Genomic DNA, 17,057 nt, shown 5'->3' with positions numbered 1-17,057 from the left:
TTATTTGTATTTTAATTTGTGCTATTTAATATCTGCAGACTGCAGGATAGCATCTATTTCAAACATATTATCACGTTTGCCTCTTGAGGGAGAAAAAACAAAACCTTCTACTACCAAATAGCGATTATTGGCTTCATCTTTAATTGCATAATTTAAGAACGGTCCCGCCATAAAAGCGCCTTTTACTTCCCAGGTTCCACGGGTTTCATACGCGAATTTACCATCAATTTCTGTCTCAAAAAGATAAGGAGCGTAAGCTTCTTCGGTAATCATATGAGTTCCTTCAGTAGGGCCGGGAATATGAGCTTTTCCAATAGAATCGCGCATTTTTATAATATTTCCAATAGTATTGGTGTCGGCTTCAATTTGACTGATGGGTACCTCATAAATAAGAATTTCCATATTTCCTTTTGGAATTTCCTTTCTAATCCAAACAAAATCTTCTTCTTCTAAGGCGTATCTATAAGCCGATGGAAAATCTAAGGATAAACCGAATTTTTCTTCCAGCTTTCCATCTTTTTTAAGCGATTTTTTCATTCGGCGTTGCTTCTCCTTCATTTCAGTTTCTTTAAAGGCAGAAACCATTTTCTCTGAACTTTCATTAATTATATGAATTAGTTCTTCTTCGCTTTCTCCAGAGATTATTGCACCGGTTTGTGGCCGGGCATAAAGATCTTTAATAATTCTGGCTTCAGCCTCTTTCCCTTCCTGAACGGAAATAAAAGAACGATTTTTTCTAACAAATCCGCTAAAGGTTTCTGGCGGTATCTGGCTTAAAGAAAACAATGGTTCTTCCTGGGGCAATCCTTCTACCATAGCTGCAAAATTATCTCTAATGGCTTCGCCTACCGGGCCTTCCCATAATTCGTTCTCAATAATTAGGGTGATTTGATTAATATTTCCGGAAGAGTCTGAAAGGATACGTTCTTCTGTTTTATCGCCGTTTTCGTTACATGAAACGAGAAAAACTAAACTGAATAGAAGGAATAATGTTTTTTTCATTTTTATTAGTTTGGTTTGAAATGATTAACCCTTGGAAAGTTTAAGTTCCATCCCGGGTTTTAGGCTGTTATTACCCATATCATTCCAAGCCCTCAAATTCTGTACCGTAACTCCCGGAAACTTACGGGAAATACTCCAAAGCGAATCTCCTTTCTTCACGGTATAGGTTTTTTCTTTATTGTTTTGGCTACTTGCCGTAGATGTATTTTGAGCTTCTGTACCGAGCTTTCGCGGATAAATAGTAATATATTGCCCTATTCTTAAATTATTACCTCTTAAATTATTCCATCGCTTAATACTGCTTACTCCAACCCCGTAACGTTCTGCAATTTTTCCTAAATAATCACCGCTTTTTACACGATACCTTATTTGTTCATCTGCTTTTACAAACTCAGGAAAAGCTGCTGCTTTATTTTTAATATCTTCTTCGGCAAAATTATAAATAGCAGCTTCATTACTTACAAAAGCACCGCTTACGGTGGCCGGAAGCCTTAGCATATAATTTTCATCTTCTACAAATGGAATAACATCCAGTTTGTAACTAGGATTTAAAAACTGAAGCATTTCTTTTTCTACCCCGGTAACCTTAGAAATTTGATCGAAGGTGATCAACTTTTTTACTTTTATTGTGTCGGTTTCAAAAAAGGCAATGTCCGGCCCTTGCGGCTGGAAGTTGTGTTCATCGGCATACTCAAAAAGGTAAAGTGTGGCTAGGAAAGCAGGAACGTATCCTGCAGTTTCTCGTGGTAAAAATCGTCTTAACTCCCAATAATTGTTCGAGCCACCACTACGTCTAATTGCTTTTGAAACATTTCCCGGACCAGAATTATAAGAAGCCAAAACCAAATCCCAGTCTTCAAAAGATTTATAGAGGTTTGCCAGGTATTTTGCAGCGGCTTCCGTAGACATTTGCGGATCCATACGGTCATCAACATAGCTGCTTACATCAAGTCCGTGAGCTTTTCCTGTTCTGTACATAAATTGCCAAAGGCCCGTAGCGCCCACCCAGGATTTTGCTCTTGGGTTTAAAGCCGATTCTACAATGGCCAGGTACTTTATCTCCAGCGGAATATCATAACGATCCAGCTGTTGCTCAAACATTGGGAAGTAGTATTCACTTAACGCCATAAGACGCTCCATAGCCTTCTTATTGCGTTTTAAATAGGAATTAATAACACTTTCCAGTACGGGATGGTATTCTACGTTAAACGGCGTGCGGGCATTTAATTTCGCTAACCTGGCTTTTAAAGTATCGGTGGGAAGCTCTTTGTTTACTTCATCTTCATAATCCTGTTCCCTGATGCTTTTATACATCTCATCAAAAAGATCTGAATTGGTTAGCTGTGCTTTCCAAACAGAATCAATTTTGGCTGCGCGGGGAAGATCTTCTAACGAAACCGCAGAAGAATCCCTGATCACAGCCGAAATTGGTAACTTATTTTTGAACTCCGGGTCGGGATGAGCAAGAATAATTTCATTGCTATCTACCTTCTGGAAGATCTGCACCCTAAAATTAGCTTTCTCTACCTGCTTCCCCTTCTCCTCTTCCTGCGCCTGAAGGCTAATCCCAAAAAGGAATACAAGAGATAAAATTATATACCTGCCCATAATTATTCAATATTTAAAAAAGAACGTAAAATCTTAGATTTTAGTACGTTTTATTTCCCTATTGCCTCAATACCGGGCAATGATTTTCCTTCTAACATTTCTAACATAGCACCACCGCCTGTAGAAACATAGCTTACTTTATCTTCAAAACCGAATTTTTTAACCGCGGCTACAGAATCTCCACCTCCTACTAAAGAGAAAGCACCATTTTGGGTAGCTTCAGCAATAGAATTTCCTAAAGCAATAGTTCCTTTTGAGAATTTATCCATTTCAAATACACCAAGCGGCCCATTCCAAAGAATAATTCTTGATTCCTGGATTACTGCATCAAAATTTTGGATACTTTCTGGCCCGGCATCAAGTCCCATCCAACCATCGGGAATTTCATTGATTTTAGCGGTATCTGTAGAAGCCTGTTCAGAAAAACTATCGGAAATTATAGAATCTACGGGAAGATGAACCTGTACATTCTTGGCTTCGGCTTTTTTAAGAATCTCCAGAGCTAATTCCTGTTTATCTTCTTCTACAAGAGAATTTCCTATTTTACCTCCCTTGGCAAGGATAAAAGTATAGGCCATTCCCCCACCAATAATTAAATGATCTACTTTATCAAGAATATTTTCAATTACGGTGATTTTAGATGAAACTTTAGCGCCACCTAAAACCGCAGTTACCGGCTTTTCTTTACTGTGAAGTACCTTATCAAGGTTTTTAATTTCTTTTTCCAATAAATATCCAAAGCATTTATCGTCAAAATATTTGGCAACAATAGTAGTAGATGCGTGAGCACGGTGTGCGGTACCAAAGGCATCGTTTACATAAATATCTCCAAGTTGCGAGAGTTGTTTTGCAAAATCTTCGTCCCCACCTTTTTCTTCCTTATGAAATCTAAGGTTTTCCAGTAATAAAATTTCACCTGGATGTAAATTATCGGCTGCAGTTTTAACTTCATCTCCAACACAATCGTTCACAAATTTGGGTTCTACCCCAATAACCTCTGCGACTTTTTTCACAATATGTTTTAAAGAATATTTTTCTTCTCTGCCTTCTGGCCTGCCAAGATGCGACATTAAAACAACGCTCCCACCATCTTCCAAAATTTTAAGAATAGTAGGCTTTGCAGCTTCAATTCTATTAGCATCAGTTACTTCCTGATCTTTATTTAATGGAACATTAAAATCTACTCTTATTAATGCCTGTTTGTCTTTAAAATTAAAATCGTTTAAAGTCTTCATTTTTCATTTCATTTTTTAGAACCAAAAATATGGTTTGGTTGATTAAGATTAAGCCCAATCGGCTTTTATTCAGCATACGCTATTTACAAATATAAATTTTTCCGAAGACATTAAAGTGTATATAAATTTTATATTTGCTTATGCTTTTTGAAGAAATAATAGGTTTACAGCATTTAAAGAAACATCTTACCACAGCGGTAGAGAATGGCCGGGTTCCCCACGCACAGTTGTTTGTAGGAAAAAGTGGTAGTGGTACTTTACCTCTGGCTATTGCTTACGCGCAATACATACTTTGCAAAAATAAGGAAGGAGAAAACAATTCTGGAAACAGCAATTGTAATGAACGATTTAAAAAATTGGCGCATCCCGATCTTCATTTTGCATTTCCAGTTGCTGCCAATCAAAAAATAAAAAAACATCCTGTTTCTTCCTACTTTTTAGAAGAATGGCGGGAATTTGTAAAAACCAATCCCTACGGAAGTTTATTTGAATGGTACCAAAAACTTGGAATAGAAAATAAACAAGGTCAAATTGGTGTAGATGAAGCCCAGGAAGTAGTTAAATCTCTTTCCTTAAAAGCTTATGAAGGCGGATTTAAAATTATGATTATTTGGATGGCCGAAAAGATGAATACCGCGGCTGCCAATAAATTGCTGAAATTAATAGAAGAACCACCAAACAATACGCTGTTTCTTTTAGTTACCGAAGATGAAGAGCAAATTATACAAACCATAAGGTCTCGTTGCCAGAAATTACACTTCCCTCCTTTACCGGAAGATCAAATTGCCGCATTTTTAGAAAAAAATGAAAATTGTAGTAAGCCCGAGGCTTTAAAAATTGCCCACCAGGCCAACGGTAGTTATACCCGCGCTTTGCATTTATTGCAAAAAGATAGCGGAGATCAGCAATTTGAAACCTGGTTTATCAATTGGGTGCGTAGTGCATTTAAAGCTAAAGGAAATCGATCTACAGTTCTTGAACTTATCGCCTGGAGCGAAGAAATTGCAGGAATGGGCAGGGAATCTCAAAAGAGCTTTTTATTGTATTGTATAGACTTTTTCCGCCAGGCCCTAATGCTGAATTATAAAGCCGAAAAACTGGTATATCTTGAACCGGCGACGCCTGGATTTAAACTGGAGAAATTTGCGCCTTTTGTTCACGGAAATAATATAAAAGATATTATAGAAGCTCTTGAAGAAGCCATTTATCATATTGAAAGAAACGGAAATGCAAAAATTATACTCACCGATCTTTCTATAAGACTAACCCGATATTTACATAAAAAAGCCGCTTAAAATTATGGAGAACCTTTACGCAAATATTACCGAAATCCTTATTCTATTATTTATTCTAATTACATTTTTGCAATCTGGGATAGATAAAGCTGCAGACTGGAAAGGAAATACCGGCTGGTTAAAAGATCATTTTTCAGGAACATTTCTTGCCGGGCAGGTGCCGCTTATGGTGGGAATAATTATGATAATTGAAATCATTACAGGTTTTGCCACTATCCTGGGAATAATTTGGCTAATCGCTTATAATGATCCTACAATAGCGCTTTACTCTTGCGTCCTGGCTGCTATCACGCTTTTAATGTTATTATTCGGACAAAGAATTGCTAAAGATTACGCTGGTGCTTTTACTTTAACCGGCTACTTTATCGTAGTGATCTTTGGAGTTTACTTAATGTCTTAAAATAGAAAGAGGTCTGAGAAGTTTTCTAAACCCGTCATCCTAAATTTATTTCAGGATCTAGGTTAAAATTAACTTAGAAGCTGAAACAAGTTCAGCTTGACGAAAAGAATTACTTTTCAGACCTTTTTTAAAAACTCAGAACTTAAGCCTAGTTCTTGTTATAAGTCTCATTCAAATTATCAAGGATTTCCTGGGTTAGATCTTTCCCATCTTTCGCATACATAATGTTGGCAGACTCGTTAGAACCAAAAATGTAGGTGTAGCCATTCTCTTCGCCGTAATCTGCTACATATTCCTTTACTTTATCTACAATAGAATCTATAACAGCATCGCTCTGCTCTCTAAGACGATTGCCTTGCATTTGCTGTTGCTGTTGGATTCTTTGCTGCTTCTGCATTAATTCCTGCTCTTTTTCCTGGCGTTGCGCCTGGGACATAGAATTCATTTCCTGTTGATAAGCCTGAACTTCCTGCTGAAACCCTCTGGCAATAGAATCTAATTGTTTTTTTACCGAATCTGATTTAGAAGTAAAGTCAGCTTCAACATCTTTCATTTCTTTGTACTCCTGGATAAGTTTTGTGGTATCTACATAAGCCGTTTTTTCCTGGTCACAGGAAGTAAGCAAAACAGCAACTACCAAAATCATTAAAAGTTTTTTCATCATTAATTGAATTTGTTTGCCGCAAATGTATGAAAGTTAAATTTTCGATTTAAATCAAAACTGACTTATGAAGTATGTATAAGAAATTCTTATATATAAAATTATAATAATAAATTTAATAGATAAAAAATGAATTAAATAGCTTAGAAATAAACTTGTTTCTCAAAATAAACCTGATTGTATATGATAATGAAGCCGAAACAGGCTTAAATGAGCTTAAAATGCGTTTTTTAGCTTTTCTGGAAGAAATAAACAAGAGAAGAATACTCTGAAGTGCGTTGTGCTCTTAAATTTGATTCCAAACCAGTTTTAAAAGCTTTTAGCATATTTGATTTTCCTGTTTTGTTTTTTTCTGAAAGTAAACTCACATAGAAAGAATCAAAAAGAAGAGGTTTGGTTTTAATCTTTTCAAAATTATGTTTTTCGAACAACCAGGTAATTCCAGTTTGAGAAAAATGCCAAAGATGTCTGGGCACATCGTAAGCCGCCCAAAATTCTTTGTAGTATTCGGCATCAAAACTTTTAAAATTCGGAACCGCAATAACCGCTACCCCATTTGGTTTTAATAAGCGATACAATTCTTTTACCTGAAAATCGAAATTTGGAACGTGCTCTAAAACGTGCCACATAGAAATTATATCAAAAGAATTTTCATCAAAGAAAGATAATTCTTGCTGAAGCTCAATCCCTTTTTCAGCCGCTAACTTTCTTGCCTGTGCATTTGGTTCAATGCCTTCAATATTCCATTTCTTTCTTTTGGCAGTTTGTAAAAAATCTCCGGTTCCGGCACCGATATCTAATAAGTTATTTCCTTTAGCAACTTTATTGACCCATTTCAATTTTTGCAGCAGCATAAAATTCTTAACCGCCTGGTAAATTTTATCGGTAAGACTTTTACTTGAATCTGTATGAGAAATATAATTTTCACTTTCGTAGTAAGCCGAAAGATTTTCGGGTTTTGGAATCGTTTCTAATATTTCAAAATCACTTCTCTTTTGTAATTGAAATTCTTCCCCAGAAACTAAATGATCTTTACAGGTTAAATGAAAATTTTTATCGCTCATTAAAAGGAATTTGGCAAAGTATAATTACTAAAAAAATTAAAAGCTTTCTCGAATTATTTTAAAATCTGATAGCGATTTAATTGATAAAAAGAAAATTGTTCCACGTGGAACTTTTAAAATTATCTTCCCATATAAACCAATAAAACGGAAATATCATTAGGACTTACCCCGCTTATTCTTGATGCCTGTGAAATTGATGTTGGTTGAATTTTATTTAGTTTTTCCCGTGCCTCAAAAGACATAGATTTGATCTTAGAATAATCAAAACTATTAGGGATTTTTACATCTTCCAGCCTATTCAATTTATCGGCATTGTTCTTTTCCTTTTCAATATATCCAGAATATTTTACTTGAATTTCGGTCTGTTCCAAAATCTCGGTATTCAAATTATTCTCCTGAATATATTCCTCTACTCCGGGGAAATTTCGAACATCCTCCATCGTAATATTTGGACGAGAAAATATTTTAAAGATCTTATCACTCTGCTTCATTGGAGAGGAATTATTCTCTTCTAAAATAGGATTTGCATCCTCGTGAGAAACACTTTTATTCTTAAGGAAATTCACAAAATCAGAAGACTTTTCTTTCTTCTCTTCCATTTTTCGCATACGTTCTTCAGAAGCCAAACCTAATTTATAAGAGCGTTCGGTCAATCTAAAATCGGCGTTATCCTGACGTAATAAAGTTCTGTATTCAGCACGGGAAGTAAACATTCTATAAGGCTCTTCTGTACCTTTTGTAATAAGATCATCTATAAGAACACCTATGTATGCTTCATTTCTCTTAATGATAAATTCCTCCTTTTCTTGAACTTTTAGAGCCGCATTTATTCCAGCCATTAATCCCTGGCAAGCGGCTTCTTCGTAACCTGTAGTTCCATTAATTTGACCCGCGAAATACAGTCCCTCAACCAACTTGGTTTCCAATGTATGTTTCAACTGTGTTGGTGGAAAATAATCGTATTCTATAGCGTAACCAGGTCTGAAAAATTTCACATTTTCAAATCCGGCTACAGATTTTAAAGCTTTAAATTGAACATCTTCGGGAAGCGAAGTAGAAAAGCCATTTACATAAACTTCTACCGTATTCCATCCTTCGGGTTCCACAAAAAGTTGATGCCTGTCCTTATCTGCAAATCTGTTTATTTTATCTTCTATACTTGGGCAATATCTAGGTCCAATACTTTGAATACGTCCATTAAACATTGGCGATCTTTCAAAGCCATCTTTAAGAATTTCATGTACCTCTGGAGAGGTGTAAGTCATATAACAGGAACGCTGTTTTTTTAATGGTTGGGTTTCATCTAAAAAAGAAAATTTAGAAGGAACATCATCCCCTGGCTGTTCCACCATTTTAGAATAATCTAAAGATCTGCCATCTACTCTAGGAGGTGTTCCGGTTTTCATTCTACCAGATTCAAAACCTGCATCCACAAGATCTTTTGTGATTCCAGTAGCAGCTTTTTCTCCCGCTCTACCACCACCAAAATTTTTATCTCCAATATGAATTAATCCATTTAAAAAGGTACCGTTGGTAAGCACCACAGATTTAGCACGAATTTCCAACCCTAAAGAAGTTCTTACACCTTTAAGTTCGTTGCCTTCTAAAATCAGACCAGCAACCATTTCCTGATAAAAATCTAGATTAGGTGTTTGCTCCAATCTAAGTCTCCAATGCTCGGCAAACATCATTCTGTCGCTTTGCACTCTTGGACTCCACATCGCAGGCCCTTTAGATTTGTTAAGCATTTTAAACTGAATGGCACTGGTGTCACTAACCAATCCGCTGTAACCACCCATCGCATCAATTTCACGCAAAATTTGACCTTTTGCAATCCCACCCATCGCAGGATTACAACTCATTTGCGCAATATTCTGCAGGTTCATCGTCACCAACAAGGTTTTAGAACCCATATTGGCGGCTGCGGCCGCGGCTTCACTTCCAGCGTGACCGGCACCTACTACAATAACATCATATTCACTTTCGAACATAAAAATTCTTCTTTCTAAATTTATTGTTCCACGTGGAACAATGCAATCTTTTCGTCTTCCTTCTGTCGCATTAAAGCGGCTTCACTTTCAGTTTTATCTGGATAACCACAGAGATGCAAAATCCCGTGAATCACAACCCTTTTAAGTTCTTCAGAAAAATCAACATTATACTCCTTTGCATTTTCAGTAACACGATCTGTACTAATAAAAATATCACCGTTCAATTCATCTCCTTCAGAATTATCAAAAGAGATAATATCGGTATAAGTATCGTGGTCCAAAAATTTGAGATTAATCTTATACAAATAATGATCGTCACAAAAAATATAGTTTATCTCGCCAAGCTGTTTCTCTTCTGATGAGATTACTTTTCTAATCCAGGTATCAAAAGATTTTTCCTCCTGAAACTCGAAATCATTTTCCGAATAAAAATTAATTATCTGTTCGCTCAAAATAGGTTCTTACTTTCTGTTTATAAATTTCGCGCAAAGGTAAGCTTTGTCTATTTAAAATTTCTATAGAATTAAAATATTCTTTAGCCTTAATACTTTGATCTTTAGTCGTGTTATCAAACTGCTGAAGATTGGTTTCAGACTCTCGCTTATTATTTTCTCCCTGTTGCAAACGCGCGTCTTCATATTCCATCAATTCGTGTTCCAATTGCTGCAATTTCTGAAGGTTTTCAGGATCAAAACCTTTGTCCAAAAGTTGTTCCTCGGCATCTTTCATTTGCTCTTCAATTTGCTTTCCCTGTTGCGAACCTTCTTTCTCATTTAATTCTTGTAAGCTTTCCCGCAGTTCCTGCTGAGCCTTATAAATCTCAAACAAGCCTTCCATATCCCCTTCTCCCATTCCTTCTCCGGGTGTCTTCCCTTCATTCTGCTTTCCTTTTTGCTGTTTTCCCTGTTCCTGAAATTCTTTATTAATTTCCTGCTGCTTCTTAATAATATCCTGAAGCTGAAATTCCGAATTCTCCCCCTGCCCTTTTCCTAACTGCGGATTGGCCTGTTGTTGCATCATCAACAGAATTTCACTTAGCATATAAGCCAAATCATTTGCGCCGGTTACCACATATTGCTGGCTCGCGGTTCCCTGGGGTAATTGATTCTCGGAAAGCCGCTCAAGAGATTTATCGATATCAAATTCAATATCGGTTAAGCTTTTAGTAATTTTTTCGGTGATCATAGGATTGCTAAGCGCAAGGGTATATAAACTATCATCAATATGGCTAAAGTTTTCCCTGAGATCGTTTTGTCTTCTAAGCCTGGCAGCATATCCCGGATTATTGATATCTATTTTACTGAAATCCTCCAAAAGCTCCTCCTGCTGAAATGAAAATGTTACCAAATTATCTAATATTTGTCGAAGGGTTTCAATATCGGCCTTTAGTTCTTCTCCACTTTGCTGCATAGCACGCTGTTGCATTTTTTGGCTCATTTCCTTCATTTGCTGCGCAGCATTCTTCTGTTTTTCTTTTGCCTTTTCCCTGTCTCCTTTATCTAAATTTTCCTCGGCATCATTCAAATATTTTTCTATACTTTCTTCATCAACTTCCTCACGCGGTAAATCTGTCGGCTTTTGTAGATCATTATTATCATCTTCCAGTTGATCCATTTCTTGCTGAAATTTTTCAAATTCCTCAGAAATTTTCTTTTGTTCTACTAAAGATTCTGCATCAGAATTTTCTGACAATTGGTTTTGCTTTTCAGAAAGTTTGTCCAAATCTCTCGCCAATTTTTGAAGCTTTTCTTCTATATAATAGCGTTTGGTTAATTCTAAAAGCTGCTCTAAACTTCTTTCTTCACTCTGATTTCTTTTAGAAAGTTCTTCCAGTTTTTCTCCCAACTCTTCCCGGTTAATCTTATCGGCTATTTCTTGCAACTCTTTCAATAGCGATTCATTCTCCTGAAGGCGTTTTTCATTTCTATCCAACCGTTTTTTGAGTTCATCTTTTTCAGGAGAATCTGAATTTAATTCCTGCTCATTTTCTTCAAAACTATTTTTAAGTTTTTCAGAATAATTACGCATCATTTCAGATTGTTGCTTTTGTCGTTGAATAAAGTTTTGAAGCTTTTTACGCTGATTATAATCCAGGTTTTCATTTTCCTTTTGCAAGCGGTTTAGTTCATTTAATTCTTCTTCTGAAGATTTAATGTTTTTTAAACTTTCACTCAAATTATTTATAGACTCACCTTGTTGTCTTAACTTCTCCTCTTCTATTTCTTCACTTGTTTTCTTTCTAAAACTAAAGGTTGAAGTTTTTGTATTTTTACTTCCATTCACCGCATCATTATCCCAAAGCTGAAAGTAGAAATTGTAGGTTTCTCCGGGTTCCAAATCCAAATTTCCGGGAAATGTGTAATGAAAATCATCAAAAGCGGCTTTGGAGATCGAAACCTCATCTTTTCGAAGGCTATCTTCTTTATTTTCAATGTAATAAACCAAATTCAACCTATTTAAACCGTAATCGTCAGAAAGTTTTCCATAGAAATATTGTGTACTATTATCTATACTATCCAGTTTCTGTTGAATTTCAATTACCGGATTTTCATCCTTGTTCACGTTTATGGAATAATCTAAACCCTCAAAGTTTTTAATAGCCTTATTTGAAGTGCTAACACTATAATCCAAGCGGGAATAAACCGCCTGGGAATATTGGAAATCTGAGTTTTCAGTAGAAAGTTTTACTAAAGAATCTTCAGTCTTAAAATTGAGAATTTCGGTATTTCTTGTATTAAAATTCCAGGTGATTTTTGTGCCTTCCGGTACATTTACATTCCCTGAACCACTTAAACTATCGTTAAGCTTTCCTATGTAATTAGGATATTCAAACTTCATTTTAAAATCTAAAAGTTTAGGTACTTTTAGGGTTTCAAGGGTAAATTCTTTAGAATTTATGCCGTTGGCACTCAACCTAAAATTCACACTATTCTGAAGTCTTTTAAAAGTATATTCAAAACTTCCCGGGGCAACTTGCTTTAAAAAATAGGTTTGTCCGTTATAAGAAATTTCAGGCTTTTCGGGAGTGATATTTCCTTCTGTTTTTACTATTATTTTATATTCTGAATTCTCCCTGGCTTTCAAAGAATCGTTTAAAATTATAAACCGGAAAGGCGCCGGTGCTTCAAATTCGGTATTATATTTTGCGAGCCTATCTAATGGCGAAGCAATCAACTTAATATTTCCGGTTACTAAAAGTCCTAAAATTAATATTACTGGAAATAAGGCGTATTTTAAGTATTTCCGGTTCTCCTTATAATCTACAGCGCGGGTAAATGGAACTTTATTTAGTTCGGCCGACTTTTGTTCAATCCCCGCTAATAATAATTCAGATTGTTGCGAATATTTTTTAAGCTGAAGAATATTCAGCAATTTATCGTTTACTTCAGGAAAATGCGCGCCGATAATTCTTGAAGAATCTTCATCATTTATTCCGCTGGAAAATTTAAAAAGTTTCGTCAACGGAATTATAATAAAATATCCCAACAGCATTATCTCAACTCCAACAAAAATCCAGAATAAAAAGGTTCTTGCTGAAGGTTCTAACCATAGAAAATGTTCTATCGCCAAGACGCTTAGGAAATAAAGCAAGCCAATGGCCAGAAATAAGATAATTCCTTTCAGCAATTTATTCAGGTAAAACTTCCTGATAAAGGCCGCCAGTTTTCTTTTTATTTGATTGTAATTTTCCATAATTGAAGCTTAAAAATACAACAATTTTGGCGGAGTGATTTCCGGAGTATTGATGCGACTCTCATTAGGTTTCGTTTAATAAGGTTGTATCTTTGTGGTTAAAAACAAAACTAGATATGTCTGCTAAAGTTCGCGTGCGTTTTGCGCCAAGTCCAACCGGCCCTTTGCATATTGGCGGGGTAAGAACAGCTTTATATAATTATTTATTTGCCAAAAAACACAAGGGAGATTTTGTGTTGCGTATAGAAGATACCGATCAAAACCGATACGTTGAAGGTGCCGAAGATTATATTGTTGAATCTCTTAATTGGTGCGGAATTCCTTTTGATGAAGGTCCCGGAAAAGAAGGTGATTACGGCCCATACCGCCAGAGTGAACGCAAAGATATTTATAGAAAATATGCCGAAGAACTCCTGAAAAAAGACCAGGCTTATTATGCTTTTGATACCGCTGAAGAATTAGACGCACATAGAAAAGACCACGAAGAGAAAGGCAAAACCTTTATCTACAACTGGCATAATAGAATGAAATTGCAAAATTCCCTTGCACTTTCTGAAGACGAGGTTAGAGAAAAATTAGATGCCGATGAGAATTACGTGATCAGGTTTAAATCTCCTGAAGACGAAAATCTTCATATTAAAGATGAAATTCGTGGTGAAATGGAAATTGACACAAGCACTTTAGATGATAAGGTTTTATTTAAAAGTGATGGAATGCCAACTTACCACCTGGCCAATATTGTTGACGATCATTTAATGGAAATCTCCCACGTTATACGTGGGGAAGAGTGGTTGCCTTCGCTGGCGCTTCACTTTATGTTATACAGAGCTTTTGGATGGGACGCTCCTAAATTTGCGCATTTACCGCTCATTTTGAAGCCGCAGGGAAAAGGAAAATTAAGCAAGAGAGATGGAGATAAATTAGGTTTTCCAGTATTTCCGCTGGAATGGAAAGATCCTAATTCCGGAGAAATTTCTGCAGGTTATAGAGAAGATGGATATTTCCCCGAAGCCGTTACCAATATGCTGGCCTTTTTAGGTTGGAACCCGGGAACAGAACAGGAATTCTTTAAACTGAACGAACTGGTTGAAGCTTTTGAAATAGACCGTGTGCATAAAGGCGGAGCTAAATTTGATCCTGAAAAAACCAAGTGGTTTCAGCAACATTATATGCACGAGGCAGATGAAAAAGTAGTCGCTGAAAAGCTGGAAAAAATAATTGAGAAAAAAGAAGTTAAAGTTTCTTCAGACTACGTTCTAAAGGTAGTTAGTTTGATGAAAGAACGCGCTGTTTTCGTAAACGATATTTGGGACCAGGGTTATTTTTTCTTCCTCGCCCCTACTTCTTACGATCCTAAAAATGCAAAAAAAGCATGGAAGGATGATACAGCCGATCTAATGCAGGAATTAATTCAGGTTTTACAAAAACAGGAAGATTTTAAGGCTGAAAACGTTCAGGCCGAAGTAAAAGCCTGGATCCAACAAAAAGAAGTTGGTTTTGGAAAAGTAATGCAACCTTTTAGATTAGCCTTAGTTGGGGCTATGCAAGGCCCAGACCTTTACGAAATCGCGGAAATGATTGGAAAAGAAGAAACCATTTCCCGTCTGGAAAAAGCGATAAAAACTTTAGGTTAAAATAATTTAGGTATACTTATAAAAGTAGGCTGTTTGAGGGGTTACAAAACTTCGTCAAGCTGAACTTGTTTCAGCTTCTAATATGTTTCAAATTATAACATGTTAGATCCTGAAACAAGTTCAGGATGACGTCTTAATATATTTTTTAAACAGCCTTTTTTGTTATCACCTCTTCAGTATACCTAAGCAAACTTTCACTATCTTGGGAGAATCAACTTATATCTCCTAAAAATTATGCTTAGCTACGTCTTCATCCCCATTATTATTGTTTTATTTCTGGTGATTCTTTTCAGCGGAATTTTCACTGTGCGCCAGCAAAAAGCTGCGATCCTTGAACGATTTGGAAAATTTAAAAGCATTAAAAATTCCGGTCTTCATTTAAAGATTCCTGTAATAGATCAAATTGCCGGTAGAATCAATTTAAAAGTACAACAGCTGGATGTTCTGGTAGAAACCAAAACCAAGGATAACGTGTTTGTTAAGCTGAAAATATCGGTGCAATTCCAGGTAATTAGAACTAATATTTACGACGCTTTCTATAAACTTGAAAGTCCGTCAGACCAGATCACGTCTTATGTTTTTGATGTGGTGCGGGCTGAAGTTCCTAAAATGATCTTAGATGATGTTTTTGAACGAAAAGACGATATCGCCATCGCTGTTAATAGAGAACTCAACGAATCTATGCAGGATTATGGTTACGACATCATTAAAACGCTTGTAACAGACATTGACCCAGATGAGCAGGTAAAACATGCTATGAACAGAATAAACTCGGCAGAACGCGAGAAAGTGGCTGCAGAATATGAAGGAGAGGCCGAAAGAATACGAATTGTTGCTAAAGCACGCGCTGAAGCAGAAAGTAAACGTTTACAGGGACAGGGAATTGCCGATCAAAGAAGGGAAATTGCCCGCGGACTTGAAGAAAGCGTGGATGTGCTGAATAATGTAGGGATAAACTCCCAGGAAGCTTCGGCTTTAATTGTGGTGACGCAGCATTACGATACACTGCAAGCCATTGGTGAAGAAACCAACAGTAACCTTATTTTATTACCGAATTCGCCCCAGGCCGGTAGCGATATGCTAAATAATATGGTGGCTTCTTTTACGGCTTCTAATCAGATCGGGGAAGCTATGCGTAAGAAAAACGAAGAAATTGAACAGGAGAAAAAGAATCAGGATGATTCGAGAAGGTAATAATTAAAACCTCTTCCTGCCTAAATAAAAAAGGTTTGAAAGTTTGTTTTTGAATCCTACGTCATTCTAAATTTATTTCAGAATCTAACATTTTAGAACCTGAAACAAGTTCTGGTTGACGGGAATAATAAACAAACTTTCAAACCCTTATAATATCTATAAGAAGTTTTCTAACCTTTTACTTTAGCAGTTACCTTTTTTAGCCCTGTAAGCTTTGTTACAGCTTTAAGGATAAAGGCTTTTTGCAAAATAGATCCTGCCATACTTCCCATAAGAGATAAGGGAGACATAGCACTTTTAGTACGCTCTATATTCAATTTGATCTCCTCCTGGTCTATTTTGGTTTGAAGTTTCAGAATTTTTAAATCCCGATCTATTTCTTTGAATGAACTATATTCCTTCATAGTGCTTAATCGTTAAAAAATTTTCTTGAAACTTTTACTAACAGAATCTTCTCAATTGGTTTTCTTCCGAAGAATAATATTCCCAGGAATAATAGAAAATAGAATCCGCCTACAATAAAGTAACCGGAACTTGGTGTACCAATAGCCTCACTAATAAGTATAGCGACAGCTACTGAGAGTAAAATTAAGGCAAAGATGAAAAAAATACCCAACAAAAGCCCCTGAACAAGACCAATGGCCCCTTTCATGGCTTGTTTAAAGAATTCAAGTTTATAATATTCAGCATTGCTGTGGGCAAATGCCTTCAAATTATAATTTAGCTCGTCAATACTTCTGGATAGTTTTTCAAATGCCATAAAATTATTTCTATACTACTGCTTTATTTGGTTTGTCTTTAGAATCGCCTCCTTTACCATCTTTCTGTAATTTGGCGTTTTGCTTTCTAAGCTCTTCTAATTTAGTTTCCATTGCAGTTAGAATATCATCTGCTTTATGACTTGCCGAAGAAAGAGTTTCTTCTAATCTTGCTTCAAAGTCTACACGAGCCTGCTTAGCTTTTTCGGTTAGATTAGAAGAAGTCTCTGTGTACTTTTTATTTAATCTATCCTGAGCTTTCTTAGACTCGTCTTTTAATTTTTTACGGGTTTTTTCACCGCTATCTGGAGCATATAATAAACCTACTCCTGCTCCAATTGCAGCTCCGGTAATTAATGCTAATAGTGTACTTCCTGTATTTGCCATAATAGTTTTTAGTTAAGTTAATACTAAACCCAAAGATACAAGATGGGTTAAGGCTATGCTGTTAATAACCGGTTAATATGTTAAAATGCTTTACTAAAATATTCTTAAAAAGCCACTTAACCAAATGGATTACAG

At 36.1% G+C, this 17,057-nt stretch carries 15 protein-coding genes; 4 read left to right on the top strand and 11 right to left on the bottom strand.

The window, feature by feature from the left end:
* Positions 1–21: 21 nt before the first annotated feature.
* Genes BM084_RS11085 through BM084_RS11075 form a run of 3 tightly spaced genes read right to left on the bottom strand, consistent with a single transcriptional unit; the run spans position 22 to position 3,845 of the window.
* Positions 22–1,002, bottom strand: a complete 981-nt coding sequence (locus BM084_RS11085; protein ID WP_093304755.1) for a DUF4837 family protein — start codon at positions 1,000–1,002, stop codon at positions 22–24.
* Between the two features lie 24 nt (positions 1,003–1,026).
* A complete protein-coding gene (locus BM084_RS11080) occupies positions 1,027–2,610 on the bottom strand; it encodes a lytic transglycosylase domain-containing protein (RefSeq protein WP_093304753.1) in 1,584 nt (527 codons plus the stop codon).
* A gap of 50 nt (positions 2,611–2,660) precedes the next feature.
* The gene (locus tag BM084_RS11075; protein ID WP_093304750.1) at positions 2,661–3,845 is read right to left on the bottom strand and encodes a phosphoglycerate kinase; all 1,185 of its coding nucleotides are present in this window, start codon (positions 3,843–3,845) and stop codon (positions 2,661–2,663) included.
* 140 nt (positions 3,846–3,985) lie between these two features.
* Between BM084_RS11075 and BM084_RS11070 the strand changes: the two genes are divergently transcribed.
* Together BM084_RS11070 and BM084_RS11065 are read left to right on the top strand one after the other, a co-directional pair.
* Positions 3,986–5,140: a DNA polymerase III subunit gene (locus BM084_RS11070; RefSeq protein WP_093304747.1), complete on the top strand. Its 1,155-nt coding sequence runs from the start codon at positions 3,986–3,988 to the stop codon at positions 5,138–5,140.
* A gap of 4 nt (positions 5,141–5,144) precedes the next feature.
* A complete protein-coding gene (locus BM084_RS11065) occupies positions 5,145–5,540 on the top strand; it encodes a DoxX family protein (RefSeq protein ID WP_093304744.1) in 396 nt (131 codons plus the stop codon).
* A 148-nt stretch (positions 5,541–5,688) separates the two neighbouring features.
* On the opposite strand, the gene BM084_RS11060 is transcribed toward BM084_RS11065, so the two are convergent.
* The 5 genes from BM084_RS11060 to BM084_RS11040 form a co-directional block, all read right to left on the bottom strand.
* Positions 5,689–6,204 (bottom strand): OmpH/Skp family outer membrane protein, encoded by a 516-nt coding sequence (locus BM084_RS11060; RefSeq protein ID WP_317040666.1) that lies wholly within the window; start codon positions 6,202–6,204, stop codon positions 5,689–5,691.
* Between the two features lie 227 nt (positions 6,205–6,431).
* Positions 6,432–7,265: a class I SAM-dependent methyltransferase gene (locus tag BM084_RS11055; protein ID WP_075325362.1), complete on the bottom strand. Its 834-nt coding sequence runs from the start codon at positions 7,263–7,265 to the stop codon at positions 6,432–6,434.
* A gap of 119 nt (positions 7,266–7,384) precedes the next feature.
* Entirely contained in the window at positions 7,385–9,256 is a 1,872-nt protein-coding gene (mnmG, locus tag BM084_RS11050; protein WP_093304742.1) for a tRNA uridine-5-carboxymethylaminomethyl(34) synthesis enzyme MnmG, read from the bottom strand.
* A gap of 20 nt (positions 9,257–9,276) precedes the next feature.
* A complete protein-coding gene (gene ybeY, locus BM084_RS11045) occupies positions 9,277–9,696 on the bottom strand; it encodes an rRNA maturation RNase YbeY (protein ID WP_075327876.1) in 420 nt (139 codons plus the stop codon).
* The gene (locus BM084_RS11040; RefSeq protein WP_093304739.1) at positions 9,689–12,949 is read right to left on the bottom strand and encodes a DUF4175 family protein; all 3,261 of its coding nucleotides are present in this window, start codon (positions 12,947–12,949) and stop codon (positions 9,689–9,691) included. Before BM084_RS11040 ends, ybeY begins: the two co-directional genes overlap by 8 nt.
* A gap of 116 nt (positions 12,950–13,065) precedes the next feature.
* Between BM084_RS11040 and gltX the strand changes: the two genes are divergently transcribed.
* Entirely contained in the window at positions 13,066–14,583 is a 1,518-nt protein-coding gene (gene gltX, locus BM084_RS11035; RefSeq protein ID WP_093304736.1) for a glutamate--tRNA ligase, read from the top strand.
* A gap of 234 nt (positions 14,584–14,817) precedes the next feature.
* On the top strand, positions 14,818–15,777 hold the full coding sequence (locus BM084_RS11030) for an SPFH domain-containing protein (RefSeq protein WP_075325366.1): 960 nt from the start codon (positions 14,818–14,820) through the stop codon (positions 15,775–15,777).
* A 170-nt stretch (positions 15,778–15,947) separates the two neighbouring features.
* Here BM084_RS11030 and BM084_RS11025 read toward each other — a convergent pair whose 3' ends face one another.
* The 3 genes from BM084_RS11025 to BM084_RS11015 are packed head-to-tail and all read right to left on the bottom strand — an operon-like array spanning position 15,948 to position 16,922.
* On the bottom strand, positions 15,948–16,181 hold the full coding sequence (locus tag BM084_RS11025; protein ID WP_075325367.1) for a DUF6327 family protein: 234 nt from the start codon (positions 16,179–16,181) through the stop codon (positions 15,948–15,950).
* Positions 16,182–16,186: 5 nt separating this feature from the next.
* Positions 16,187–16,537 carry a phage holin family protein gene (locus BM084_RS11020; RefSeq protein ID WP_075325368.1) on the bottom strand — a complete coding sequence of 117 codons (351 nt, stop codon included), beginning with the start codon at positions 16,535–16,537 and terminating at the stop codon, positions 16,187–16,189.
* A gap of 10 nt (positions 16,538–16,547) precedes the next feature.
* Complete coding sequence (locus tag BM084_RS11015; protein ID WP_075325369.1) at positions 16,548–16,922, bottom strand: YtxH domain-containing protein; 375 nt, start codon at positions 16,920–16,922, stop codon at positions 16,548–16,550.
* Positions 16,923–17,057: the final 135 nt, after the last annotated feature.

Origin of the sequence: Salegentibacter agarivorans (assembly GCF_900113135.1) — a bacterium.
Taxonomy (GTDB): domain Bacteria; phylum Bacteroidota; class Bacteroidia; order Flavobacteriales; family Flavobacteriaceae; genus Salegentibacter; species Salegentibacter agarivorans.
The sequence above is the reverse complement of the archived record's forward strand: the minus strand, read 5'-3'. Positions and strand labels throughout refer to the sequence as shown.

Excerpts from the sequence above, each read along its gene's own strand:
- BM084_RS11085 (WP_093304755.1), bottom strand. The coding sequence starts at position 1,002 with ATGAAAAAAACATTATTCCTTCTATTCAGTTTAGTTTTTCTCGTTTCA.
- BM084_RS11080 (WP_093304753.1), bottom strand. The coding sequence starts at position 2,610 with ATGGGCAGGTATATAATTTTATCTCTTGTATTCCTTTTTGGGATTAGC.
- BM084_RS11075 (WP_093304750.1), bottom strand. The coding sequence starts at position 3,845 with ATGAAGACTTTAAACGATTTTAATTTTAAAGACAAACAGGCATTAATA.
- BM084_RS11070 (WP_093304747.1), top strand. The coding sequence starts at position 3,986 with ATGCTTTTTGAAGAAATAATAGGTTTACAGCATTTAAAGAAACATCTT.
- BM084_RS11065 (WP_093304744.1), top strand. The coding sequence starts at position 5,145 with ATGGAGAACCTTTACGCAAATATTACCGAAATCCTTATTCTATTATTT.
- BM084_RS11060 (WP_317040666.1), bottom strand. The coding sequence starts at position 6,204 with ATGATGAAAAAACTTTTAATGATTTTGGTAGTTGCTGTTTTGCTTACT.
- BM084_RS11055 (WP_075325362.1), bottom strand. The coding sequence starts at position 7,265 with ATGAGCGATAAAAATTTTCATTTAACCTGTAAAGATCATTTAGTTTCT.
- mnmG (WP_093304742.1), bottom strand. The coding sequence starts at position 9,256 with ATGTTCGAAAGTGAATATGATGTTATTGTAGTAGGTGCCGGTCACGCT.
- BM084_RS11040 (WP_093304739.1), bottom strand. The coding sequence starts at position 12,949 with ATGGAAAATTACAATCAAATAAAAAGAAAACTGGCGGCCTTTATCAGG.
- gltX (WP_093304736.1), top strand. The coding sequence starts at position 13,066 with ATGTCTGCTAAAGTTCGCGTGCGTTTTGCGCCAAGTCCAACCGGCCCT.
- BM084_RS11030 (WP_075325366.1), top strand. The coding sequence starts at position 14,818 with ATGCTTAGCTACGTCTTCATCCCCATTATTATTGTTTTATTTCTGGTG.
- BM084_RS11025 (WP_075325367.1), bottom strand. The coding sequence starts at position 16,181 with ATGAAGGAATATAGTTCATTCAAAGAAATAGATCGGGATTTAAAAATT.
- BM084_RS11020 (WP_075325368.1), bottom strand. The coding sequence starts at position 16,537 with ATGGCATTTGAAAAACTATCCAGAAGTATTGACGAGCTAAATTATAAT.
- BM084_RS11015 (WP_075325369.1), bottom strand. The coding sequence starts at position 16,922 with ATGGCAAATACAGGAAGTACACTATTAGCATTAATTACCGGAGCTGCA.